At 30.2% G+C, this 25,506-nt stretch carries 24 protein-coding genes and 1 riboswitch; of the genes, 3 read left to right on the top strand and 21 right to left on the bottom strand.

Annotation, left to right across the window (positions count from 1 at the left end; translation table 11 throughout):
• Positions 1-43: 43 nt before the first annotated feature.
• The 7 genes from B5D41_RS05940 to B5D41_RS05910 all read right to left on the bottom strand — a co-directional run bounded on the left by B5D41_RS05940 (position 44) and on the right by B5D41_RS05910 (position 10,325).
• On the bottom strand, positions 44-1,480 hold the full coding sequence (locus B5D41_RS05940) for a vWA domain-containing protein (RefSeq protein ID WP_078809706.1): 1,437 nt from the start codon (positions 1,478-1,480) through the stop codon (positions 44-46).
• A 201-nt stretch (positions 1,481-1,681) separates the two neighbouring features.
• Positions 1,682-2,830, bottom strand: a complete 1,149-nt coding sequence (gene metX, locus B5D41_RS05935; protein WP_078809705.1) for a homoserine O-acetyltransferase MetX — start codon at positions 2,828-2,830, stop codon at positions 1,682-1,684.
• Positions 2,831-2,862: 32 nt separating this feature from the next.
• Positions 2,863-4,059: an O-acetylhomoserine aminocarboxypropyltransferase/cysteine synthase family protein gene (locus tag B5D41_RS05930; RefSeq protein WP_078809704.1), complete on the bottom strand. Its 1,197-nt coding sequence runs from the start codon at positions 4,057-4,059 to the stop codon at positions 2,863-2,865.
• A gap of 85 nt (positions 4,060-4,144) precedes the next feature.
• Positions 4,145-4,258: riboswitch (SAM riboswitch) on the bottom strand.
• A gap of 70 nt (positions 4,259-4,328) precedes the next feature.
• A complete protein-coding gene (locus B5D41_RS05925; RefSeq protein WP_078809703.1) occupies positions 4,329-5,753 on the bottom strand; it encodes an ABC transporter substrate-binding protein in 1,425 nt (474 codons plus the stop codon).
• Between the two features lie 14 nt (positions 5,754-5,767).
• Entirely contained in the window at positions 5,768-6,679 is a 912-nt protein-coding gene (locus B5D41_RS05920; protein ID WP_078809702.1) for a L,D-transpeptidase family protein, read from the bottom strand.
• Positions 6,680-6,837: 158 nt separating this feature from the next.
• A complete protein-coding gene (locus B5D41_RS05915; protein ID WP_078809701.1) occupies positions 6,838-8,211 on the bottom strand; it encodes a CCA tRNA nucleotidyltransferase in 1,374 nt (457 codons plus the stop codon).
• A 50-nt stretch (positions 8,212-8,261) separates the two neighbouring features.
• Positions 8,262-10,325 carry a sensor domain-containing diguanylate cyclase/phosphohydrolase gene (locus B5D41_RS05910; protein ID WP_078809700.1) on the bottom strand — a complete coding sequence of 688 codons (2,064 nt, stop codon included), beginning with the start codon at positions 10,323-10,325 and terminating at the stop codon, positions 8,262-8,264.
• Positions 10,326-10,562: 237 nt separating this feature from the next.
• On the opposite strand from B5D41_RS05910, the gene B5D41_RS05905 reads away from it, so the two are divergent.
• Positions 10,563-10,985, top strand: a complete 423-nt coding sequence (locus tag B5D41_RS05905; RefSeq protein ID WP_078809699.1) for a DUF1232 domain-containing protein — start codon at positions 10,563-10,565, stop codon at positions 10,983-10,985.
• A gap of 55 nt (positions 10,986-11,040) precedes the next feature.
• Here the strand turns inward: B5D41_RS05905 and asrC are convergent, their stop codons facing one another.
• Genes asrC through B5D41_RS05885 form a run of 4 tightly spaced genes read right to left on the bottom strand, consistent with a single transcriptional unit; the run spans position 11,041 to position 14,708 of the window.
• Positions 11,041-12,045: a sulfite reductase subunit C gene (gene asrC / locus B5D41_RS05900; RefSeq protein WP_078809698.1), complete on the bottom strand. Its 1,005-nt coding sequence runs from the start codon at positions 12,043-12,045 to the stop codon at positions 11,041-11,043.
• Positions 12,046-12,058: 13 nt separating this feature from the next.
• Positions 12,059-12,853 (bottom strand): anaerobic sulfite reductase subunit AsrB, encoded by a 795-nt coding sequence (asrB, locus tag B5D41_RS05895; protein ID WP_078809697.1) that lies wholly within the window; start codon positions 12,851-12,853, stop codon positions 12,059-12,061.
• Positions 12,854-13,864, bottom strand: a complete 1,011-nt coding sequence (gene asrA / locus B5D41_RS05890) for an anaerobic sulfite reductase subunit AsrA (RefSeq protein ID WP_078809696.1) — start codon at positions 13,862-13,864, stop codon at positions 12,854-12,856.
• Positions 13,865-13,889: 25 nt separating this feature from the next.
• Positions 13,890-14,708, bottom strand: a complete 819-nt coding sequence (locus B5D41_RS05885; RefSeq protein ID WP_078809695.1) for a formate/nitrite transporter family protein — start codon at positions 14,706-14,708, stop codon at positions 13,890-13,892.
• A 276-nt stretch (positions 14,709-14,984) separates the two neighbouring features.
• Here B5D41_RS05885 and B5D41_RS05880 point away from each other — a divergent pair, with 276 nt between their 5' ends.
• Positions 14,985-15,599 carry a BsuPI-related putative proteinase inhibitor gene (locus B5D41_RS05880; RefSeq protein ID WP_078809694.1) on the top strand — a complete coding sequence of 205 codons (615 nt, stop codon included), beginning with the start codon at positions 14,985-14,987 and terminating at the stop codon, positions 15,597-15,599.
• 115 nt (positions 15,600-15,714) lie between these two features.
• Here the strand turns inward: B5D41_RS05880 and B5D41_RS05875 are convergent, their stop codons facing one another.
• Both B5D41_RS05875 and B5D41_RS05870 read right to left on the bottom strand, forming a co-directional pair.
• A complete protein-coding gene (locus B5D41_RS05875) occupies positions 15,715-17,577 on the bottom strand; it encodes a methyl-accepting chemotaxis protein (RefSeq protein ID WP_078809693.1) in 1,863 nt (620 codons plus the stop codon).
• A gap of 211 nt (positions 17,578-17,788) precedes the next feature.
• Complete coding sequence (locus B5D41_RS05870) at positions 17,789-18,934, bottom strand: M20/M25/M40 family metallo-hydrolase (protein WP_078809692.1); 1,146 nt, start codon at positions 18,932-18,934, stop codon at positions 17,789-17,791.
• A gap of 378 nt (positions 18,935-19,312) precedes the next feature.
• Here B5D41_RS05870 and sigE point away from each other — a divergent pair, with 378 nt between their 5' ends.
• Positions 19,313-20,050: an RNA polymerase sporulation sigma factor SigE gene (gene sigE, locus B5D41_RS05865; protein ID WP_078809691.1), complete on the top strand. Its 738-nt coding sequence runs from the start codon at positions 19,313-19,315 to the stop codon at positions 20,048-20,050.
• Positions 20,051-20,078: 28 nt separating this feature from the next.
• Here the strand turns inward: sigE and B5D41_RS14075 are convergent, their stop codons facing one another.
• From B5D41_RS14075 to B5D41_RS14070, 8 genes are all read right to left on the bottom strand, one after another.
• On the bottom strand, positions 20,079-20,240 hold the full coding sequence (locus B5D41_RS14075; RefSeq protein ID WP_159442900.1) for a hypothetical protein: 162 nt from the start codon (positions 20,238-20,240) through the stop codon (positions 20,079-20,081).
• A 57-nt stretch (positions 20,241-20,297) separates the two neighbouring features.
• Positions 20,298-20,507: a zinc ribbon domain-containing protein gene (locus B5D41_RS05860; protein ID WP_268794136.1), complete on the bottom strand. Its 210-nt coding sequence runs from the start codon at positions 20,505-20,507 to the stop codon at positions 20,298-20,300.
• A gap of 20 nt (positions 20,508-20,527) precedes the next feature.
• On the bottom strand, positions 20,528-21,220 hold the full coding sequence (locus tag B5D41_RS05855; protein ID WP_078809689.1) for a GGDEF domain-containing protein: 693 nt from the start codon (positions 21,218-21,220) through the stop codon (positions 20,528-20,530).
• Positions 21,221-21,428: 208 nt separating this feature from the next.
• Positions 21,429-22,148 carry a DUF169 domain-containing protein gene (locus tag B5D41_RS05850; protein ID WP_078809688.1) on the bottom strand — a complete coding sequence of 240 codons (720 nt, stop codon included), beginning with the start codon at positions 22,146-22,148 and terminating at the stop codon, positions 21,429-21,431.
• A gap of 131 nt (positions 22,149-22,279) precedes the next feature.
• Positions 22,280-22,558: a hypothetical protein gene (locus B5D41_RS05845; RefSeq protein WP_078809687.1), complete on the bottom strand. Its 279-nt coding sequence runs from the start codon at positions 22,556-22,558 to the stop codon at positions 22,280-22,282.
• Between the two features lie 17 nt (positions 22,559-22,575).
• On the bottom strand, positions 22,576-23,046 hold the full coding sequence (locus B5D41_RS05840; protein WP_078809686.1) for a cytochrome c-type biogenesis protein: 471 nt from the start codon (positions 23,044-23,046) through the stop codon (positions 22,576-22,578).
• Positions 23,039-25,021 (bottom strand): heme lyase CcmF/NrfE family subunit, encoded by a 1,983-nt coding sequence (locus tag B5D41_RS05835; RefSeq protein ID WP_078809685.1) that lies wholly within the window; start codon positions 25,019-25,021, stop codon positions 23,039-23,041. The genes B5D41_RS05840 and B5D41_RS05835 overlap by 8 nt, the downstream gene beginning before the upstream one ends.
• A 45-nt stretch (positions 25,022-25,066) precedes the next feature.
• On the bottom strand, positions 25,067-25,506 hold a 440-nt coding region (locus tag B5D41_RS14070), incomplete at its 5' end, for a hypothetical protein (protein ID WP_159442899.1).

Genomic DNA, 25,506 nt, shown 5'->3' with positions numbered 1-25,506 from the left:
CTTGATAGAAATATAAAAAGCCAGTAGATTAACTACTGACTTTCTATAAAAATTCTTCTTTAATTATTCTTTGTAAATCTTTTATCATATTACATTTAAACATTTGAGAATGTTTTTGAAATAATTCAACAGATTTTCTATTCCTCCAAGCTGCTTTAGGCAGTGTATTTAACCACATTATCTCTTTAACTTGTTGGTTTATATCTTTTATCTTCTGTACTGCTTTTCTTAACCTGAGGGTTTTGGTATCACTAACAATAAATACTACTGTTCTAGAAGTAAGTAAAGATTTATAATTTCGATTAAATGTTTCTAATGCTTGATTTAAATTAGTTGAACCTCCCCATCCTTCACTTTCTGCTATTATTTTTGACATCTGATTTTCAAAAGAATTATCATCAATAAAATAATCTGTTATTCGTTCTAAATCTTCTGCAAATATAAAGCTTTCAATCTCTTTAACGACACTAGAAAGCCCATAAACAAATTGGAGTACAAAACTTGAATACTTAGCCATAGAATCTGATACATCACAGATTAACAAAAATTTTGGCTTCTGTACCTTTTGACTTTTATAACTTAAATCAATCAACGAACCTCCATATTTAATATTCTTACGTAATGTAGCACGCAAATCTATCTTCTTATTCTTATTACTCCTCTTATATCTTCTAGATAATTTTGTAGCTAATTTACGCGTAAGACGTTTAATAATCTCAGTAACTTCACCCATTTCTTCATCTGCTATTTCTTTTATATCCTTAGCAAGAAGAAACTCTGATTCTTCATCTAATTTATTTACTATTTTTCGTAAAGTCTTATCTAATTCCTGATCTCCAGTTTTTTTAACATCTAGACTTGATTCTAAATCAATAAGACCATCTCTATTTTCATTTAATTTTGCTTTCCAGTATTTTAAACTACCACGAATAAAATTATTAACCATCGATTTAGTCTTTGGAGCATATAAAAGTGCTTCGCCAAACTTATCTCTAACTTGTTCACTCACCTTTTCTTTAACTTCAGGATCTAATTCATCATATAACTCTTGTTGTTCATCATCTAAATCTAATTCTAATTCTAGATCATCTAATTTCTTTTCCTTATCCTTTAAATCTTTACGTTCAATGGCATCATGAATTACTTCTTCATCATTATTATCTTCTACTTCTTTTTCGTCCATTTCAATTTCTTCAGGCATAAAAAATAAATCAAACGCCCTATCATAAATCACCTTCTCTTCATAATTTTTAACTATTAATGAACGCAAAGCAATTTTAAATTCACTTCTTTTGGCTATATTTACTATATTTAATGAATCCATAGCATCAATGGTCTCCACCAAACTAATTCTAATACCTAAACTTCTTAAAATCCGAATGAATTTAATTATATTATTTTCAATATGATTAGGAACTTTAGTATCATCCTGATTTGTCATTATATTTTCCACTTCTAATTTAGTAGGCTCATAACTCATTTTTAAATGACTCCTTTTTAAATATTCTTGAGTATTATACTAACCTTAATAATTATAATTCCATAGTAAGAATTATCTTCCTGCTTTGTTTGTTAAAGATTATTAGTCATAAGTGACTAAGTTATTAGAGACCATTATTATAACAATTATAATAAAAAAATCCTAAGCAGATATCTGCTTAGGATTTATATTAGCAAAGTATTATTTATTAAGAAAATCACTAATTGGAAATTTGAATTTATCAAACTCAACTAAAAATGAATCGTGTCCAAGTTTAGAATCTATCTCATAATGTTCAGCCCATTTCCCCATCTGCTGTAATATATTTACTACTTCTAATGATTCTTCTGGTGGAAAAAGTTGATCCGAATTAATAGTAATCAACAGTACTTTAGCTTGAATTCGACTTAAAGCTGTTGAAAATGAGTCATATCCTCTACCCAAATCAAAAAGATCCATGGCTTTAGTAAGATATAAGAATGAATTTGCATCAAAACGTTCGATAAACTTTTGTCCTTGATAATCTAAATAACTATTTATTTTAAACTGACTATCAAGGGTATAAAAATCTTTTCTTTCCAACTCTTCTCTACCAAATTTATTCTGAAAAGATTCAGGGCTTCTAAAAGTAATCATCCCAATCTTTCTAGCTAATGCCATCCCTTTCTTCGGATAACGACCAGAGCCATAATAATCTCCTTTTTGCCAATCTGGATCATTTTTGATAGCCTCAATTGCTATTTGATTATATGCTATACTTTGAGCTTTAAGTCTTCCTGGTGTTCCAATTGGTATTACCTTATCTACAAAATCTGGATACTCTACTGCCCACTTTAAGGCTTGCATACCTCCCATGGAACCACCAATTACTGCTCGAAGATGATTAATCCCTAATTTATCTAATAATGCTTTCTGTAGCTTAATCATATCTTTAATTGTTATTACAGGAAAATCAGTTCCATACTCTCTTCCTGTCTCTGGATTAATAGAAGCAGGACCAGTTGTGCCATAGCAGCTCCCTAACACATTACTACAAATTACATAATATTTATTGGTGTCAATTGCTTTATTTGGACCAATTAAATTATTCCACCAACCTACTTCTTGATCACCTGTCTGATATTTACCGGCAGTATGGGCGTTAGCTGTTAAATGATGAACAATTAAAATTACATTATCTTGATTAGAATTTAATCTACCATATGTTTCATAATTAATTTCTATAGGCCCTAACTCTTTACCGGATTCAGTCTTAAATTTCTCTTTAGCATCAAAAAGAGTCAGATTGTGTGGTGAAGTTAAACTCACCTCATCACTAATATACTCTACTTCTCTATTACAAATACTCATAACTCTCCCTTCCTTCCAGTTAAACTTAAAAACTAATCAATAGTTGCAAATGCTTGCTTTAAATCGGCAATTATATCTTCTACATTCTCAATCCCTACCGATAATCTAATTAAACCTTCAGTAATACCAGCTTCTTCTTGCTCCTCTTTTCCTAATTGTTCATGAGTAGTCGAAGCCGGATGAATAATTAATGTTCTAGTGTCACCTACGTTGGCTAAAAGTGAACATAACTCTACACTATTAATTAGCTTCTTACCAGCTTCAAAGCCACCTTTAATTTCAAAACAGACCATACCTCCAAAATTCTCTTGTTGTTTTTTAGCTAATTCATGTTGTGGATGACTCTCTAATCCTGGATATTTAATCCACTCTACTTGATCATGTTCTTCTAACCATTCTGCTACTTGTTGTGCATTTTCTGAATGTCTTTCCATACGTAAAGAGAGTGTTTCTAATCCCTGAATAAATAACCACGAATTCATTGGACTTAAAGCTGGACCTGTGTCACGATATCCTTCAGTTCTAACTTTAAAAATAAAATCTTCTGAACCAACAATAACTCCTCCTATAGAACTTCCATGACCTCCTATATATTTAGTTGCCGAATGAACCACAATATCTGCTCCTAAACTTAAAGGTTGACATAAGTAAGGAGTATTAAAAGTATTATCAAAGACTACTGTAATATCATTTTCATGAGCAATTTCTGCTACTTTTTTGATATCAACAATATTTAAAAGTGGATTACCAGGTGATTCTAAATAAAGAACTTTTGTATTTTCAGTAATAGCCTCTTCCCAGGCATCTAAATCATCTGGATCTACAAATGTAGTCTCAATCCCATACTTTGGTAAAGTCACTGAAAAGAGATTATAAGTTCCACCATAGATACATCTAGAAGAAACAATTTCATCTCCTGCCTCTAATAAACCTAATATAGTTAAATTAATAGCTGCCATCCCTGATGATGTAGCTAAAGCTGCTTCGCCTCCCTCTAAAGCTGCTATTCGCTTCTCAAATGCTGAGTGAGTCGGATTTCCAATTCTAGTATAAATATTCCCTTCTTCCTCTAAAGCAAATAATCGTGCTGCATGGTCAGCATCATTAAATACATAAGATGTTGTCTGATAAATAGGCACCGCTCTTGACCCAGTTGTTTCCTCTGGTTCATATCCTGCGTGTAAAGACAGTGTGTCAAATCCTAAATTTCTTTTTTCTTCTTTTGTCATATTTATTACCTCCATTTTTAATTAAAAATAAAAAAACCTCTTCTCTGATGAGAAGAGGTTTATAATTTATTATAATTATACTCCTCTCTCATCTCTCAACGAAAATTTTTTCGTTGCAGGATTTGGCACCATTGCATTCTAAACGAATGCCGGTTGCCGGGCTTCATCGGGCCAGTCCCTCAGCCACTCTTAATAAGAGCTTTCATTCATATTAACTTTTTACTTTAAATTATAATAACATAAATCACTAAATATGTCAACTCTATTATTCATTTTTTATCTTCATTCTTTTTTTCGACCTTATTCTTTTCATTATCAGTAACATTTAATATATCTTCAGCAATATTTAAGATTTCTCTACTTACTTTAGGAATAGATTCTCCTTCTAACCAGAATGATTCGTACCGCTCATCAATCACTTGCTTAATCTCTAACTCTAATTTCTCATTATTAAAACCACTTAACTCCTTATAACTACCACGGTCTACATAAGTCAATAGTTGATTTTGAATATCAGTTGTTAGATTTACTTCTTGCTTCCAATGAGAAATTAAAGGTAGATAACTTGGTACCACTCTTAACTTCTTAGCTATAAAAAGTGATTTCTGTTGATTAAGAAACTTAGCAAATTTATAAACAGCTTTTGTATGATCGTCCCCTTTATACTCTTCTTGTCTAAAAAGCACTAAACCTCTTACCTTTAGCGGTACTTTACTCACTTCAGGATCATTAGTAGGTATCGGTAATAAAGTTAATTCTACATTCTTTTCTTTTTTATCTCGCTGATACAAATTATTTAATAACCATAAATTAACTGGAGCAATCACTCCTGCTCTACCTTGCCAAAAATAAGGTAGTAATTTTTTATTCATCTCTTCTGGTTCTTCATAGAATACTTTATGACTACGTAAATCATCTAAATATTCAAAAGTACCTTTTAAATTCTTCTCTGTCAAAAGCAATTTACCTTCTTTAGAAACTAGTTCCTGACTGTCATTCATACTTAATAATTGATAAAACAATTCTGAATTATATGGATTAAAGATTATACAACTTTTTTTATTTAAACCTTTGATTTCTTTAGCTGTTTGGTAAAAAGTCTCCCATGGCCAGCCTTTTTCTTTAACTCTACTCAGGTCTAAATCTGTCTTAGTAAGTAATTTGCGATTCCCAACCCAAACTTGAGGTAATAACCAATTCGGTAATCCCCATACTTTTTGATCATAAGTAAATGCTGAAGTTCCTAACTGATTATAGTCTTCTATTTCATTCTCGGCAAAGAATATATTAACTGGAATCTGATATTCTTCACTTATTAATTTAGTACCAAATAAATCATTATATATATCAGGTGGTTTCCCTTCTGTTAACCTTTTCTTCAATTTATTTCTGCCTTCTATAAATGATAGTAATTCATACTTCACTTTAATATTCGGATACATATCATTAAATTCTGTAATTGTTTCTTGTAAAAACTTTTTATACTCTGCATCTTGACCAATAAAGAGGGGATAATCCCAATAAGTTATTTGATATTCCTTGTCAGCCACTAATTCTACTTTAGGATCAATTGTAAAACCTTGCTGATCTTTATAGCTAAGATAAAATGTTAAAGCCGAGGTAACAATAATAATTAATCCTATCATCCCAATTAATATAGGCCAATCAAAATTAGACTTTAATTTTTCTAGCACACCTAACCCCCCCTTTATTTAATATTTAAAATATAAAATGTATTTTCATCTCCAACTAAATCATCTTTCAAACCATAAATATACTTAAAATCTTTCATCGCTTTTTTAGTACTATCACCAAATCTTCCATCTGTATAACCAGGATCTAAACCATGTTCTCTTAATTTCTCTTGAAATAACAATACATCTTTCCCTGACTGTCCAGAACGAAGATTATGAGTTATTTTAATCGGATCTCTTCTTCCAATAATCTTTACTCTAGTACCAACATCTACCCACGAATAGAGTATCTTTACATGTCTATTAAACATTCTAATACAGCCATGGCTAGCTGCTGTTCCAATAGACCCAGGCTTATTAGTGCCGTGCATTCCATAAATTCCCCACGGTACATTTAGTCTCATCCAACGAACACCAAATCCTCCACCCCAATGAGCATCTTTAGCAATAACTGCCCACTCACCAATCGGCGATTTAGTCGAAGGTTTTCCTACAGCTACCGGGAATTTATGGTATGGTTCACCATCTGAATAAACCGTCATTTGTTTCTTATATGCATCTATTAAAAGAAAAACCTCTCCCTCTGGTGGCTTTAATTTTTCACTAGCAACTTCTTGACTCTTTCCCTTATCCAAAGCTTGAGCTAAATTTAACCAAGTTTTTTCATCAACTATTCCATCAATTGTTAAATTATTAGCTTTTTGAAATTTATTAACTGCTAAATATGTATTCCAGTCATAGACTAAATTTAATTCTCGTTTATAAAAACCTAATTCTTTTAATTGCCGTTGTAATTCCTGAACATCTTGACCTTGCATTCTTGACTGCTTTAAACCCAAAATACGAAGTTGACCACAATCACAAGTGGGTCCCGATTCAATTGCGAATATAGTTAAAGTACATCCAAAAATAATTATTAAGATCATCAATAAATTTAATCTTTTAAAAATCTAAGTCCCCTCCTTTCTTTAACTCCTGACTACTTTCATATAGTCATTGACTTTAGTATAAATAGATACGCATAAAGGACTAAGATTATACTATTAAAATAAAAAAACCTCTCAAGTTGAGAGGTTTTCCATTACTATTGATTTATAATATTCTTTATATATTCAATTGCTTCTTGATAATTTGTAATCAAACCTTGTGCCTGAGCTTCGTTTACTTCTTTTAAAATTTCACCAATTTGAGGCCCTTCTTCTATAGAAAAGATTTCTATTATATCATATCCAGTTAATAGAGGCTCTGCTGTTCTTTCTTCTACTTCTTGCCACTCTTTAATAAGCTCCTTTAAGAAGGCAAGATTATCTTTGATTTCATCCTGACGACTATTTAATAATTTAGTACTTAGAGTATCTGCTGCAGCTAATAGACAGACATCTACAACTGAAGATTCAACTGTTCTAAAGAAACGATACTTTCCTTTATCTGTTAAGTTATCAGCATAATATAAAGATAATGGCCGCATATGATATCTAATTATTTTTTTAATATATGTAATTGATTTTTTACTAAAACATAATTCTCTTAAAATCGGTTCTATATATTTAGCTCCTTCTTTATCATGGCCATAGAAATGAATTTCACCATCTATTACCTCTTCAGTGATTAACTTACCTAAATCATGAAAAAGAGTAGCAAATTTGAGTAATGGTATTTTATCACTATCGATTCTTTTATTCCAATAATCCTCTTCTAATAATTGCTCTAACTTCTTAACTGCGTATAAGGAATGAGTCCAAACATCCTCTCGATGATACTTACATTCTCCTATCTCTTTTAATTCATTAACATCAGAAATTAAATTCGATAATAATGAAAATTCATTCTCTAAATAGAACAAGTTTTTAGCCGCTCTTTTAGTATTTAATATTTTGATTAATTCATCATGAATCCGCTCCCTGGCTATATCTTTAATCATTTTAGGATTTTCTTTCATAATTACTTCTGTATTTTTTTCAATAGTGAAATTTAATTCTGCTTTAAATCTAATGGCTCTAAATAACCTAAGGGGGTCTTCTCTAAATACCTTTTTATTTACAGCTCTAATTACTCCATTATTAATATCTTCTCTACCATTCGTAGGGTCAATCATTTTCTTAATCTTATACCCCTGATTAGTAAAATTTATAGTAGACAAAGAAATAGCTACAGCATTTATAGTAAAATCCCTATTAAGCAAATCCTCTTTTATGGAATTGCCAACTACTGGAGTAAAATCATAAATCATATCATCTATAACAACTCGATAAATATTATGCAAATCATCCAATACCACAAAACTACCATTTACTATGTCACAAAATTCTCTTGCGACTTCTTTTACTTGGACATTAATAGCTAAATCTATATCATTACTTTCTCTATTTAATAAGTAATCACGAACAAAACCACCTACTAAATAACCATCACCTTCATACCGATCTAATATTTTAATGATTTGATTAATATATTTCATGATTAACTTCCTTTCACAAGAATAATTATTCTATTTGACAGATTTAATAATTACTTTACTATCTCAACAAAAACATCTACAAGATTCGGATCAAATATACTCCCGGAAAGGTTTTCAATTTTTACTATAGCTTCTTCTTCAGAAATAGCTTCTTGAGAATATCTTTCTATATCTATTGGATACTCTACCTCATGAGTCATTGTGTCAAACGCATCTATAATATGTATAATTCTAGATATTAAAGGAATCTCCTTATGTTTTAACCCTTTAGGAAATCCACTTCCATCCCAGTGTTCATAATTATAAAAAATATAACTAGCAATCGGCCTTAATTCTTGAAAGCTAGTAAGTATATCATAACTTGTCTCAGTATGTTCTTTAAAATCATAGGCAATTTCTACATTATCATCTGATATTCCATCAGAATTAATTAATTTACCTATGTCATGAAATTTAGCTAATAATGATAATTGTTTTAATTTATGATTTTCTAGATCTAATCTCTCTCCCATTATTTGAGCTAAACTTACTATTTGTGGAGTATGACCTACTGCTTTATAATCTGTACTTTCCAATTTATTAATTAACATCTTTAATAATTGACTATCTGAATTATTCTTTTGAACCTGCTTATCTTGATACATCTCTTCTTCGGCTTCTTCAAATACTTCTTCAATATATTGATCAATATCTACTTTAGTAGCACAACCTAACCCAATTTGTAACGGAACAAAACTAAGGTTTTCATTCTTAACCTTTTCTTTAATTCTTTTAATAACTTCCTGAGCTTCTACTTTACTAGTTTGCGGTAATATAATGCCAAATTCATCACCGCCCCATCGGGCTATTATATCACATTTTCTAGTAGATTCTTTAAGTATTTTTGCTATTTTTTTTAATAAATTATCTCCTGTTTTATGACCAAGAATATCATTAGTAAGCTTTAATCTGTTAGCATCACCTATAATTATACTTAAAGGAAGTTCCCGTTGAGTATCTAATCTTTCTAATTTCTCATCATAATATTTTCTATTATATAAACCTGTTAAAGGATCACGATAACTCATATTCTTAATTTTTTCTTCTTTCTTCTTACGTTTAGTAATATCAATAAAAGATACAATTATCTTTCCTGTGTCAGGTATAATGTTTACTTGAACTAATATGCTTCTTATCTGTTCCCAGTTATCAAGAATTTTAATTTCATATTTATTGGGGACTTTTTTAGTTGCGCTCTTGCTTTGGAGACGACATTCTTTTACTGATTCTAAACCATCTTCACTTGCTAGAAAGTCTTCATAACCTTTACCGACTAACTCTTCTTTAGAATAGCCAGACATTTCAACTAGCTTGTTATTAACAAGTTCAATTGTACCTGACCTATTAAGAATCATAGTAGATGTACTTGTATTTTCAAATAAAGTTCGATACATCTGTTCTTGCTCTTTCAATCTTTGCTCTAATCTCTTTTCATTAGTAATATCTTTAGCCAAAGAAATGACTTTAAAAATATCACCATTCGTATCATATAAAGGTTGATTATACCATTCACAAGTAATTATACCACGCTTTTTTGTGAAATTCTTATTTATATTTGCTATATTAATATACTTTAATGTGTCATCTGTAATTTTATCCATATCTTCAATATTAGGATTTAAAACTAAATGTTTTAATATATTCTTTCCAACCATCTCTTCTTTACTCCAACCAAAAATCTTCTCTGCATACTTATTCCAATCAGTAATTTCAAAATTATTATCCCAAATAATAAATGCTAAGGGGGCATTATTATAGATTTTTTGATATTTTTCTTTACTTCTAATTAACTTTCTATTTAATGATTGAATTTTTAAATAATTGTCTTCAAGTGCTTTATTTTTCTCTTTAATCTTTTCTTTATTTCTTTTAACTTTTTCTAAAATTCTACGAATAAATAAATACCCTATTACACCATTAATTAAAACATAAATCATACCTTTAATCGTTTGTAATTGACCAATAAATATTTGATTTACTAGCAAACGATTTATTAATTTATCAGAAAATAGAATCCAACTAAAACCAACCAATATATATATAATGAAAAATTTCACTTCACTCTTTATCTTCAATCTATATTTTCAACTCCTCTTATTAAAAGTATAAACTAATAATAATATATGTTATCAACTTTACAATTCAATATTAGACATTATGATATAAATATCCTTTTTTAATACAAAAGAAAAATAAAACTAATATATACAACATAATCAATCTAGATACACGATGATTTTGCAGGATATCTTATACTATAAATTGAAATATGATAGTATATAACTAATTAGCATAGAAAGGAGTCTAGTAATATGGCTAAATTCACAGAAGCTCAAATATTTAAATTTCTAGGAAAGTTAACAAATAAATGGGGAACCGGACATGATAGTATTACTAAAATTCTAAATAAGGTAGAGAATTTTTTACAAAAACAGAGTGAAAAAATTGAATTTTTAGATCAAGTACGAATTTTAGTTTCTATGTTAAAAGATCATTCAAATCGTGATTACTATATTGCAGATGAACATTTAGGATTAATTATTGCCTGTTTAGCTTACCTAGTCTTACCAACCGATATAATCCCAGACTTTATTCCTATAATTGGCTTTACTGATGATGCTGCTGCTTTTACTTTAGTCTTAAATCAACTTAGCAGTGAAGTTTCTAAATATAAAACTTGGAAGAAAGAAGAGACGAATGATGAAGAATTAGATGATGATATAATTGACATTTAATTATAAAACTTAAAAAGCTCGAGAACAGATTGCCTCGAGCTTTTCTCATTCTCTACTATTCACCTACTTGATTAAAATGAACATTTCTATTAGTCTTATATCCTCCAAAATCAATATATTGAGCTACTTTACATTCTGGGTTTAAATCTACTCCTTCTAATACTTCTTCTTTAAAGACATTAAAACCAGTACGGTCAACAATATAGCCAACATGTTCTTTCGATAGACTGCGATCAATATATCTATCAATATAGTTATAAGTGTTATTAATAACATCAATAATAGCATCTTCTGTTACCCATTCTAAAAATGGTTTAGCTAAACGAGGATTTCTTTTTCCTGTTCTACCCATAATTAATAATTTATAATAATTTTTACTTGTATCTCGTTTCCAAGCGTTAGTAGGACAATCATTAATACATCCTCCACATCCAATACACTTCGTCTCATCTCTAATTACTTTATAATTTTCAAAATGCAAAGCACCGGTTGCAGTTTTTTGACACTTATCCACACAAGCTCCACAACTGATACAACGATAAGCATCATACTCTGGTTTAGCCATACCTACAATTCCAAAGTCCTGCATATGAGCCTTAATACAATCATTTGGACACCCGGTTAAAGCAATTTTCACATGATAATCATTAGGAAATATATTTCGTTCAATTCGCTGAGCTAATCTAGTAGTATCATAATTAGCAATTCGACAGACTCTATTTCCTATACAAGCCGACACATTACGTGTACCAGCAGCAGGATATCCATCCTCAGGGTTACCAATTTCAACTCCAATAGCTTCTTCCATTCCTTCTAAAATTGGAGCAATTTCCTTATTAACTTCTTGAACTTTATCCATAGGAATCCCTAAAATCTCAAATCCTTGTCGAGTTGTAATATGAATATCTCCATTTCCATATTCCTCAGCAACCTTTTGAAGAATAGAAAGATATTTAGCTTCTAAATGACCACCAGGAACTCTAACTCTTAATGCTGTAATTCCTCGTTGTTTAGTAATCCTATATGCATTCTTTTTAAATTCTTTAACATTTAGCGACATAATCTTTCCCTCCTTAGTCTATTAATTCTTTTGCTTCACTATAGTTAAATACCGGTCCTTCTAAACAAATATAAGTGTCATCTATCTTACAATGACCACATTTTCCTAATCCACAATGCATCTTTCTTTCATAAGAAACCCAAATTTGCTCTTCTGGAATACCAAGTTTTTTAAATTCCTTTACTGTATACTTCATCATTATTGGTGGACCAACCACTACTACCTCCATATCTGAAACTGCTGATATTTCAATTTGAGGTACATATTCTGTAATTAAACCTGTATTCCCTTCCCATTTCTCAGTGCCTTCATCAACTGTAATTAATAAATCAATAGATTCTTTCCAGTTATCGATATCTCTTTTAAATAGAATACTTTCAGAATTCTTAAATCCTGTTAATAAGTTAAATTGTTTTAAATCATCTAAGTTATTATAAAAATAATTAATCATACTTCGTACTGGAGCTAACCCCGTTCCACCTGCAGCAATTACTAAATCTTTATTTTTAAACTTATCTATAGGAAAACCATTTCCATAAGGCCCTCGGATTCCAAGATGGTCTCCAATCTTTAATTCATGAATTTTATCAGTTAATTTTCCAACTCGTCTAATAGTTAAATCTAACCACCCATCTCCAAAATCACTAACAGAAATTGGAGCTTCTCCATAACCAGGAATAGAAACTTCTAAGAATTGTCCAAAAGTAGGTTCTAATTCTGTGTCTAACCGAAAAGTATATTCAACATCTGTTTCTTGAATGATATCTATAACCTCTGCATGTTCAGGTAAATAAGGATTATTACTCATTTAAACTCCCTCCTCAATAGCTTGATTTAACTTCTTAATTGCTTCTAGAAATGAAATATATTTTGGACAAACCTCTTCACAACGTCCACATCCTACACACATATTAATTCCAAATCGTTTACGAAAGTCATAAATTTTGTGAAGTGTCTTAAATCTCATTCGATCACCGTATTCTTCTCTAAAACGATGTCCTCCAGCCATTTCAGTATAACCATCAATATGGCATCCTACCCATACTCTTCTTCTCTCTCCGGCATTTTCATTATCACGATAAATAATATCTTGCATCGTCCAGCAACTACAAGTTGGACAGACAGTATTGCAACGACCACAAGCTATACATCTACCACTATATTCTTTCCAAATCTCCGACGTAAAAATATCTTGATTAATTTTTTCTAATTTAGGCATTTTAACTTCTTGTTTATTCTTTTGAATAAATTGTGGAGTAAAGCCTACTCTCTCTTGCTCCATAAAGATGTTATTTAATGCATCATCTTTAACTTCACATAAAATATGATCAGCTTCTTTTCGTAAAAATAAAGAATAATTATCAGTTTCATTCGTATCCATTGTTACACAGAAACAAGAATCAAATCCTTCAGTACATTCCATAACTACAAATTTAACTTTCTCTCTCAATCTCTTATAATAAATATCTTCTTCAGAACCATTATCTAAGAATATCTTATCTAAACGTTCAAAACTATTTACTTCACATGGTCTTAAGAAAATAAGAATATCTTTATCATCTATTTTAGGTTCTTTATATTCGTCTTCAGTAAAGTAGAATAATGTTTGAGTAATAGGAAAAACAATTTCTTTAGGAGAAAACTTTGTTTTACTATTAAATTCAATATCACTTAAAACTTTAATCTCATCATAAACTAGTAAGTCTGTATCTGAAAAAGTGTCTTCTCCCTCTTTTATTGTTGGTGCATAAATTTTATATTCATCAGTCAGTTGCTGTAATTGATTATTAAATTCTTCTTTAGTTAATTTGTATGACATATTCTCCACCTATCCTTTCTATATATTAAGCGGCTTTCTTAATATTTCGATTAGCCTTTTGACTAGCACTTAAAGGATTGTTAGACACATACCAATATAAAGCACCAATTAGTAAACCTCCACCAATCATATTACCTAAAGTAACAGGTATTAAATTTCTAATATATCCCATAACAGTAATTGCTTCAGAATGTGGAGTTAATAAGCCCATAGCCAACAAACTCATATTGGCAATACTATGCTCAAATCCACTACCAATAAATGCTAGCAAACACCAAAAAATTAAGATCAGCTTTGAAACCTCATTTTTAACTTTAATACTCATCCAAACTGCTAAGCAAACTAGCATATTACACAAAATCCCTCTAAAAAATAATTCATAAATAGGAGCATTCATCTTACTAGCTGAAGCTTTTACAATAAAAGCACCTGTAGCAGTTCCTTCTGCTATTAAACCAGTCTTAAAAATTAATAAAGCAATTACAATGGAGCCAGCTAAATTACCTAAATAACACCAAAACCATAACTTTAATACATCTTTAAATTTAACCTCTCCAGATAACCAGCCGATTGTCATCACTAAATTATTTCCAGTAAATAGCTCGGAACCAGCAAAGATGACTAAGGTTAAAGCAACTCCAAAAGAGCTTCCCATGATTAGTTTTACAAAAGGTGAATTAATAGCTACTAACGGCGCTCCCACAGAAAAGATAAGCATAATTCCCAATCCTACAAAAGCACCAGCAAAAGCTGATAAAATAAAATATTTCATTAATTGATTATTCATAAAGTCTACTTTCTTTTTAGCTGCCATAGCAACTTTATTAGTAGTTTTTGTAAACATCCATATCTCTCCTCTCAATTATATAATTGTATTGTGAAGATGTGAACTATCCTCTACAAAAAAATATTTTAAATCCCTTGTGACGATCATCACGATACTCATGATAACATATCATTTTTCGACATGGTGTGACAAATCTCACTTTTTGTAAATTTATTTTTGATTTTTTTAGTAAATTAAGGCTAATATCTCAATGAAATCCTTCACTTAAAAATAATGTCTAGAATAGAATAAAAGTAAGAAGGTTTTAAATAATTAAGCGAAGGAGGTTGTAAAATGGAATATGTAGTTAAACGTGGTGACACTCTCTATAAGATTGCTCGTCGTTTTAATACTACTGTGGCAGAAATTGTTGAGGCTAACCAACTACAAAATATTAATGTTTTAGAAGTAGGTCAAGTAATAATTATTCCAGTAGAAGATCACGAAGATATGGAAGAAATTATTGAAGACCGAGAGGATATTATTGAAGAAGATGTAACTGTTTTACCAACACAAAACTTTGATTATGAAATAGTAAACGGCCTATTAATCATACTCTTTACAGATGAAGAAAGTTATGAACAAGGTGAAAATATTAGGCTTAACTTAGTAAAGGTTAATATTAGTCGGTCATCAATTGCCCTAAATTATAATTCAGGACAAAGGTTTGAATTCATCGCTAGAAAATCTGGACGAAGAATCTGGACTTGGTCACAAGACCGTTCTTTTGCTCAAGTTACTAAGAGAATTACCTTAGAACCTGAGGAAGCAGTAGTATACCGGGCTATCTGGGACCAACAAAATAATAATAATCAACAAATAGAAACAGGTAGGTACCGAATTCAAGGTTGGAATACAGCCCAACAACTTGAAGATAATAAGTTAGATATATTCCTTGAGATTGAATAATTAATATGAATCTATTTGCACATTTAAAAAGAGTTAGCAAGATATCTTGCTAACTCTTTCTTTAAAATATTAATAAATCATCATGTGATTTAAAATATTTTCCAGGAAATGTAAGTTACAGTTTGAATTCTTCAACTAAATTCTGTAATTCTTGAGCCATTCCAGATAACTCTTGAGAAGCATTTGCTACTTCCTGAGCCACATTCTCTATATCTTCTGAAGCTTCCATGACTTCATCACTATTTTTAGCTAAATCTTGAGTAGATGCTGCAGTCTGCTGAATATGCGCTGAAGTGTCTTCAATTGAACTTTTTATTTTCGTAAATATTTGTCCTGTTTCTATTGCAATTTCCTCACCTTTTTTAGATTCATTTTCGACTTGCTTAATTGCCTTTAAACCACTACTTGATTTCTCCTGAGTCTCTTTAACTAAATTAGCAATCTCATTAGTAGCTTTTGCGGTTTCTTCAGCTAACTCTCTAATTTCTTCTGCTACTACAGCAAAACCTTGTCCATGTTCTCCAGCTCTAGCAGCTTCAATAGCTGCATTTAAAGCTAATAAATTAGTTTGATCAGCTATATCATTTATTAACTCTACAATTTGTCCTATCTCCTGTGATTTATCATCTAGACTACTGATAGTACTTACAGTAGTTTTTATCTTCTGATTAATTTGTTTCATACCCATTTCTGCTTTAGCAACCTTTTCATTACCAACTTGAGTTTTTGAATTAGCCTCCTGTGCAATCCCAGTCACTTGTTGACTACTAGCTGAAATTTGCTGAATACTAGCAGTCATCTCTTCGATATTCTGCATACTGGTCCCAATTACAGCATTACCTTCTTGGGCAGAAGCCGAAAGTTCTTCACTATGTGCTGATAAATTTTCTGTCGTATCTACTAAACTACCAATCATCTCTTTTAATTTCTGATGCATTTTATTAAGTGAATCAATTAAATTACCTACTTCATCATTAGTCTTTACTTGAAGTTTTTCTACATTTAAATTTCCATTAGCAATCTCTGTAATGAATTCCATAGCCGATATTATTGGAGCAGTTATTTTCTTACTAAAGAAGCTAGAAAATAAAAATACTAAAATTAAAATGACTACTATACTTATTATTGCTACTTTAAGCACTTGTTGTTGGAATTGATTCATGAATTTTAAACTTTGACTAATTCTAATCATCCCTTGAATTTCATTACCTGATGGATCATACAACGGATGAAAAGTTTCTAAAGCACCATTCTGATTAGCAACTTGTACCCGTTCATTACCATTCTTAATCTGTTTAAATATTGAAGAATCTTCTAAATTAGTTCCGACTTTATCTTGCTCTTCTTCTCTAGATGTTTGAATTAACTTATCTTTTTTATAAAAAGCTATATTTCCAGAAATTAAATCACTAATATCCTTTAACATATCATCATTTAAATTAAAACCAATCTGAAAAGCACCTATAACTTGGTCTTCTCTATTCTTAATTGGAGCAAAGCCTCTAACAGCTAATCCACTCTTGCCAAGTGCAAATCCACTTACTGCTTTTCCCTGTAATGCTGTCTTAATGGCTTGATTATCACTTTTATCATCACCATACTTATCTACATTATGTCCTCTAGTAAAAACAATACCATCTTGGTCTTCAAATTCAAAAACCGTTATCCCTTCTTCTTTTAAACTCTTAAAGATCGGTTTAATTCTTGCGTTTAGCACATCACGATTCTTATTTTTGAATTCAAAAACAAGCATATCATCTTTAGCATACTTTTTAGCTAAGGATAATGCTCGTTCCTTCTTATCTTTGAAATAATAGTCAACAGTTTTAATTGCTTGATCCATATTCATTTCTACAGTATCATCCATACCTTCTTTAGCTTGTCCATATAAAATGACAGAGACTATTAATACTGGAATAACTGAAATTAAGATTAAAACACTTAATAATTTTTTGCGTAAGTTCATATTTTTTAGCATAAATTTCCCCTCCAGGCTCTTATTTAATTTTATTTAGAAACTATTTATATCTAATACAATTATTACTACATATAACTACTTATCTCCTGCTTAATATATTGAATTATAACTTTATTAACAAAATGAACAATAATCTGACTTTATTAATTACTGCTATAGCTAAAATTACATTCTAAATAAAAAAACGGCCCCAATATGGAGTCATTTTTATTTAAAGAGAATTCAAATTTTCAATTATATTCAAAGAATATTTTATAATCTTTGTAAAATTTTCTATTTGAATATTTTCATCAGGTGTATGTCCATGATTAGTACCTAGACCAAAGTTAAAAGTAGGAATACCATAATCATTAAAAATATTTGCATCACTACCTGCTCTAGTAGTAATTAATTCAGGAGTAAAATCTAATTCTTTAGCAGAATCAATAGCTAACTGAATAAGTGGAAGATCTTTATTAAGTTTAAATGGTGAAAATAATCGCTCAATTTCAAATTCTACCTCTGCACCATATTCTCTAGCTGTGTCTTTGAAGATTTCTATCATATGTTGTATCTGTTTTTCTAATTTTACTTCATCTCTACTACGAACTTCTCCTACTAATTCTACTTCATCTGGTACTATATTAGTAGCTTTTCCTCCTTTAATAATCCCTATATTAGCTGTTGTTTCTTCATCAATCTTGCCTAAATTCACTTTAGCAAGGGCAGTACCTGCAATTTTAATAGCATCAATACCTTTATAAGGTTCCCTCCCAGCATGAGCAGCCTTCCCTTTAACTATTATTTTTATTTCAGTTTGAGCTGGGCCTTCTGTGATAATAGTACCAACTTCTTCACCTGAATCATAAACTATTCCGTAATCAGCATTTAATTTATCAACAGCTAAATTTCTAGACCCTAGTAACCCTTCTTCTTCACAGACAGTAAATACTACTTCAATATCTCCATACCTCAATTTTCTTTGCTTTAACTCTCTTAAAATCGTTAAAATCATTGTGATCCCTGCTTTATCATCTGCACCTAATATAGTTTCACTTTCACTAAAAATAGTCCCATCTTCAATTACTGGCTTTACATCCTGTCCAGGTTTGACAGTATCCATATGAGCTGATAGTAATAATGTTGGTAATTCTGGATCACTACCTTTTAATTTAGCAATTATATTACCTGTATTATCTTTAATATCACCCTCAATATCATTTTGAATCTTATCTGCAACATTATCTTCATTAACTTCTAAACCTAAATTAAGCAATTCCATCTTTAATTTATCTGCTATTGCCCTTTCTTGTCCCGATTCACTATCAATCTTAGTTAATTCTATAAATTTATTTACTATATTCTCTTCTTTAAACATCTCTCTCCCCTTTGAGAAAATCAAATATTCCCTGCTATTATATTATTATTCATTATAATATATAATATTGTTCATCAATATTACTCATTTATCCTGCTTTTGATATCATTTTTAATAATAAAGTATGCAAGAATTAGACAAACCCTAGTAATTTAAATTACTAGGGTAAAAATCAAAATTATATAGTACTTTAGAATAGAATTCTCATTATAGATATTATCTTATGACTTAAATAAATTTATTCTATTAAATTAGTAATAACATAGTAAGTATAGTAATTTTTTGATTATAATTTAATATACATATTATATAACCATTTTTAGTAATCAATACCATTAATAGGTGATTTATAATCATTTACATAAAGGAGGGTTATATTTGTTATCATTATTTAAAAAAGGAAGATTAATCTTTAGACTACAATTTATTAAATTATTACAGAGATTAGATATATGTATCTCTAAAAATATCTCTTATATTGGAAGTAATGAAGCTTTACCGCCACCTTTATCTACTGAAGAAGAAAGTTATTTACTTTCTAAGTTAGAAAATGGGGATGATGCAGTACGTAGTGTATTAATTGAACGTAACTTAAGATTAGTGGTTTATATAGCTCGCAAATTCGAAAATACAAAAATAGATCTTGAAGATTTAGTCTCCATTGGGACCATAGGTTTAATTAAAGCAGTCAATACCTTTGATGTTAGTAAGAAAATTAAGTTAGCTACTTATGCCTCTAGATGCATAGAAAATGAAATTTTAATGTATTTACGTCGTAATAATAAGAGGAAATTTGAAATTTCATTTGATAAACCTCTAAATGTAGATTGGGATGGTAATGAATTAAAATTATCTGATGTACTCGGTACTGACATTGATTTAATCTACAAATATATAGAAGAAGATGTGGATAGAGAATTATTATTACAAGCTATGAAAGTATTAACAAAAAGGGAGAGAAAGATTATGATTTTACGATTTGGGTTAAGTAAAGATAAAGAAGAAATGACCCAAAAAGAAGTAGCTGATATTTTGGGAATTTCTCAATCATATATCTCTAGACTGGAGAAAAGAATTATTAACAAACTCCAACACCAAATTTCTAAGATGAAATAATCTGTCCCGCTCCCTTCTTCTTTCTTTACTAATTTTTAAATTGATTAACTTCCCACTGTAACTCCTGTGCCATACTTAGTAATTTTTGTGATGCAGCTGTGAATTCGGAAGATACCTCTTCAATTTCAGCAGTTGCATTTATCATTTGATTACTATTATCAGCTTTAACAGTTTCATTAATATCTGTCATACTGTCTACTGTTTTCTCAATATTTTCACTACCAATCAGTTTTCAAAATATAGTAGATTAACCAGTGAAAAAATCAAAAATATTCCCTAAAAGACTACTTTTCCCTTTTTTATATAACTCAGTATATCCACAATCTGTGCAAACTACAGCTATAAACTTCTTATTTTGAACATCAAATATTTTGGAAAAAACACCACCTGCAGCTCTAATTTCATCTCGTTCATAGGAATTAGACCCACACTTTGGACATTGATAATTCCTAACCAACCTTTCCACCTCCTACTTTACTAACCCATATAAAGAATAGTACAATTTTTCCCCCTATCTTTAGCAGATAATAAGGCAATATCACTAGCCTCAATAATATCCTGAATATGATTCCCGTCTTCTGGATAAGTAGCAACTCCCAACGATGCTGTAATTTCAGAATAAGGAGAATTGTCTAATTGACTTATCTGCAATCTAATTCGCTCTGAGATAGTTAAAGCTCTTTTTTTATTACAATCTTTTAATAATACTACTATTTCTTCGCCACCATATCTATATACTTTATCGCCATCCCTTACACTATTCTGAATAGCCTGACTAACTTTTTTTAAAGTAGAATCTCCTATTTTATGACCAAACTTATTATTAAACTCTCTAAAATTATCTATATCAATAAAAATAATTGAGTAACATTTATTATTTAATATCTTAGTATCTTTTTCAAATGTCCTACGATTAAATAATCCAGTTAATTTATCAGTCTTTAATTTTTGATTTAATTCTATATTATACCTTTTCAAAGAAATATATTTTTCCAATATTTTATAAAATGCAAAATAGTTAATCAGTCCAAAAAAAGCACCTGTAAGTATAAAATAGACCAATTGATTATGAGGCATAATTAGATAATTACATGCTAATCCATAGATAACTCCTAGCATAAGATTACTTATAAAAATAAAAAATTTTACATGTTTTTTATTCTTCCACATCCTACCCCTCATCTCTAATATATTTTGGCTCGTGTCTAAAAGCACACCTTACTATATTATCTTCCATTTAATGTAAAATTATACATTATTTTAATATGACCTTCTTTACTGATGCTTTTTAGTAAAATTAGTGACAAAAATCACAAATTAATTATGACATTAGTCCCAAAAATAAAAGCATACCTTTAAAGGTATGCTCATAAACTCTTTAGATTCTATTTTTAATTGTAGCCCAATTCTTCTTAGTTAAAAAGCTTTCTTCCACTTGTTTTTCCATTTCTAAAAATCGATCATAAGGAATACTAAAAGAAAGTATATCTTCATCAATAAATTTTCTAGCTGAAGGATCAGTCAAACCAATAAGCGCTTTTGGTTCTTCTGTTTTTCCTTGTTCTAGGACTTCTAATATTGTACTATGACAACCTGCTCCAAAAAATGTTGTTACATTGTCTTTTGTAGGTTTATCATAATTTGCAAGATAAACTAATCCAGAAAGTTGGTCAGCATTTACTAAAAAGATAATTCCCTCTGGTGTTTCATCTTCAGTTATCTGGTCTAAAGGCTTTAAAACAACGTATTCTTTTGAAACTGAAATATTAGGAAGGCTTTTAATAAAGCTTTTAGCATACTCAGGAGTCTTTTTGTAAAATTCTCCTTCTCTATCTATTCCCTCACCTGTAGAAAGAAAGTATTCAATCTCTCCCATTTCATAATCTTTAATGCCTAAACCTTTTCCTCCACCTTCACATCCATAGGTCTTTTCATCAAATACAACAGTATAACCTTCTGTGGCTTTATTTAACATTGCCACAACACAACCCCATTTTCCTTCTTTAAATTGTAATGCATCGTCTGGTCTTTGATCTATTAATAATATAGCAACCGGAGAATTATTTAATTTTATGGCTTCAGCTATCTTACTTTTCATAATATCCCCTCCTTTATAATTAATTGTATGCATCTTATTTATAAATACCTTAATAGTTACTATAATTCCTGCAACCAAAAAAGAAAATACCTAAAACTCTTATACTCTAAAGAGCTTTAGGTATTTAATCTTTAGTTATTCTCTTCCTCCTGTAATATTTCCACAGCTAATTTCTGTAATCTTCCCTTTAATTCTTGATAATCCTCTTCAGATAACTTGTTCATTTGATAATCTAACTCTATTTCACCTAATTCTGAAAAAACAGCCTCTTTTTGTAATTCGATATCCTCTTCTAAGGAGGATAACCGTTCTTCATAATCTAATTCATTAATCTCATCACTCATTATTATAGGATATCCTATTAAATAAAGCCCCATGATCCCAAAAACAATACCAGTTATTAAACTCATGTTATATCCTCCTTAGATTATAAGTATTTCTTTAATTCATCATTTAATTTTTCTTCATATTCTTCCTGCTCTTCGGAACTTATTTGCAATTCTTGCTTCGAATTATTATTTACTTCATAAGCTGTCTGCCATTTCTTAGTAAAGTAATAGAGGAATAATCCACCAATTAAAATTACTAAAAAGGGTAAAATCCACGCTACAATTAGATTAAATCCTTCCTTAGTTGGTGCTGCGTATACTTTCTCACCATATTCTTTAATAAAGGAATCAATAATCTCTTCTTTAGTCATTCCTTTATCTATCATTTTAGAAATTTGGTCTCTCATCTGTTGACCAGTCTCACTTGGACAGACTGAAACTAACATATCATGATTAATCACCATTAGCTCACTACCTACTTCTTTTACTGTTAAAGCATAACTAATTCCTGAAGTAAAAATGACTATTATGCTTATTAAGACCGAAGTAGCAATCATCTTTTTAGCCATCTCTATGCATCTCCTTTAACAACTCAATAGAACGTTGTCTCTTATCAGGCCAAACTGCAATTAAGGTACCGATGATTAAAATATTTACTCCAAAGAATAACCAACTGATTAAAGGATTAATAACAACTTTAAATATAGCTTTTTGACCACTATCTGTCCAACCAGCTAAAATCAAATATAAATCCTCTTTAATACTACTCTTAAAATCAACTTCCGAAGCAGGTTGTTCTGATGTTTTAAAATATTGTTTTGCTGGCCTTAAGGTAGTATAGGGCTTTCCATTTCTTCTCACATCTAAATCAGCATAAACTGTAGTCTTGTTGGGATCTTCATTAATTTCTAAGCCATTATATGTAATATCATAATCATGAAATTCAATGACTTCTCCTTTATTAACTGTAACTTCCATCTCTTTTTGGTAGGCACTAGATCCTGTAATTCCAATCACCATAATAATCACAGCTAAATGAACTATATAACCGCCATATCGCCGTCGATTACGACTAATTAATCTGAATAACGAAGTCATAACTCCTTCATCTGTCATCTTCATCCTCACCTTAACTCCTCGATAAAACTCTAGAATGATTGTTATCAGTACAAAAATACAAGCTGTGGTAGCTAATAGTGGATATAAGCTTGTAATATTTAAAATAACATAAAGCCCTAGGGCAAAGATAATACTTACAACAAAAGGAATCATGAAATTCTTCTTTAAATTTTCAAATGATGATTTACGCCAAGCAATTAAAGGACAAATTCCTGTTAAGATAACTAGTAAGATTCCAATTGGCACAATTACTTCATTAAAAAATGGCGGTCCAACTGTAATCTTAACGCCTCTTACTGCTTCGGAAATAATAGGATAAATTGTTCCCCAAAAAGTAGCAAATGCTGCTCCTACCAATAATAGGTTATTGAATAAGAAACTACTTTCTTTAGATAATATAGATTCAAATTCATTTTCACTCTCAAGTGTTTTACGATTTATAGCAAACAAGTTAAGAGCTCCTGCTAAAACAACTCCCATGAAGATCAAGAAATATAATCCAACATCAGATTGACCAAAGGCATGGACAGAGGATAATATTCCACTTCTAGTTAGGAAAGTTCCGAATAATGTTAAAACAAATGTGATAATTATTAATAATACATTCCAAACCTTTAACATTCCTTTACGTTCTTGAATCATTACTGAATGTAGAAAAGCTGTACTAGTTAGCCATGGTAATAAGGAAGCGTTCTCTACCGGATCCCAAGCCCAATAACCTCCCCAGCCAAGCTCTACATAAGCCCATTGACCACCAGAAATTATACCGATACTTAAGAATAGCCAAGCAACCAATGTCCATCTTCGGGTTAACTTAATCCAAATAGCACCTGTCTTCTTTAAGAATAAAGCTGCCATAGCATACGCAAATGGTACTGTAAAGCCTACATACCCTAAGTATAATGTTACTGGGTGAATTACCATCCCGACATTTTGCAGCATTGGATTTAATCCTTGCCCATCCTGAGGAACAAATCCTAGCTCAGTAAAAGGATTAGCTTCAAAGTTCAGTAATGTTGCAAAGAATAAGCCAATCACCATTATAATCAAACTAGCATATGGTCTCATCTTTGCTCCTTGAGGCTTGTTAGAGAGAGCAATTATTGCGGCATAAATTGAAAGAAGCCAAAACCACAATAGTAATGAACCGCTATTTCCAGCCCAAAAAGCTGAAATTTTATAAAATAATGGTAAAGCACGATTAGTATAATGAGCGACATACTCAATACTAAAATCACTAGTAATTAATGCATAAAGCAAAGAAATTGAAGCAACCGAAGTCAAAACGACATTAGTAAAAACCCCATTTTGAGCACTCTTTATTAATTTTTTATTCTTCTGTATTAAACCTACAATATAAGCAATTATTGTATAAACTGTAAATAGTAATGACATTAGTAAGGTAACTGATCCAACTTCTGACATTCTAATACCTCCCCTAGATAATCTTTAATTTATTTACTTTAAAATTTAATCTTCTATATCATCTATAATATCTTGATAAGTTTTTTCACTTATCTTACCTTCTAATAATAAGTTTCTAGCTTTTTTCTTTTCTTCTCTTGGACTTAATTTTTTATTATTTTTCTTCTTGTTTCTATGTTTATTCTTTGTCGAAGTTGAATCATCATTAATCATATTATAAATAAAATAGCCCATTATCCCAATAATAATAATTGCTAAAATTAATAACATTGAATTATTAGAATTCGATTCATTACTAACAGGCTGTTGACTAGCAATTGTGTCTGTATTTTGATTATTAGTTCTAGTAATAGATGGTCCAGTGTTAGAACGATCATATTTAACTGTTATGTTGACATTTTCTCCTTCATTTAAATTCACTAATTGATAAAAATGGTTTTTAAGTCCATAGCCATCAGTCTGCACTCTAGCTTCATTTAAATTAG

The organism is Selenihalanaerobacter shriftii, from assembly GCF_900167185.1.
Classification (GTDB): domain Bacteria; phylum Bacillota; class Halanaerobiia; order Halobacteroidales; family Acetohalobiaceae; genus Selenihalanaerobacter; species Selenihalanaerobacter shriftii.
This window is presented reverse-complemented; position numbering and strand designations above follow the sequence as displayed.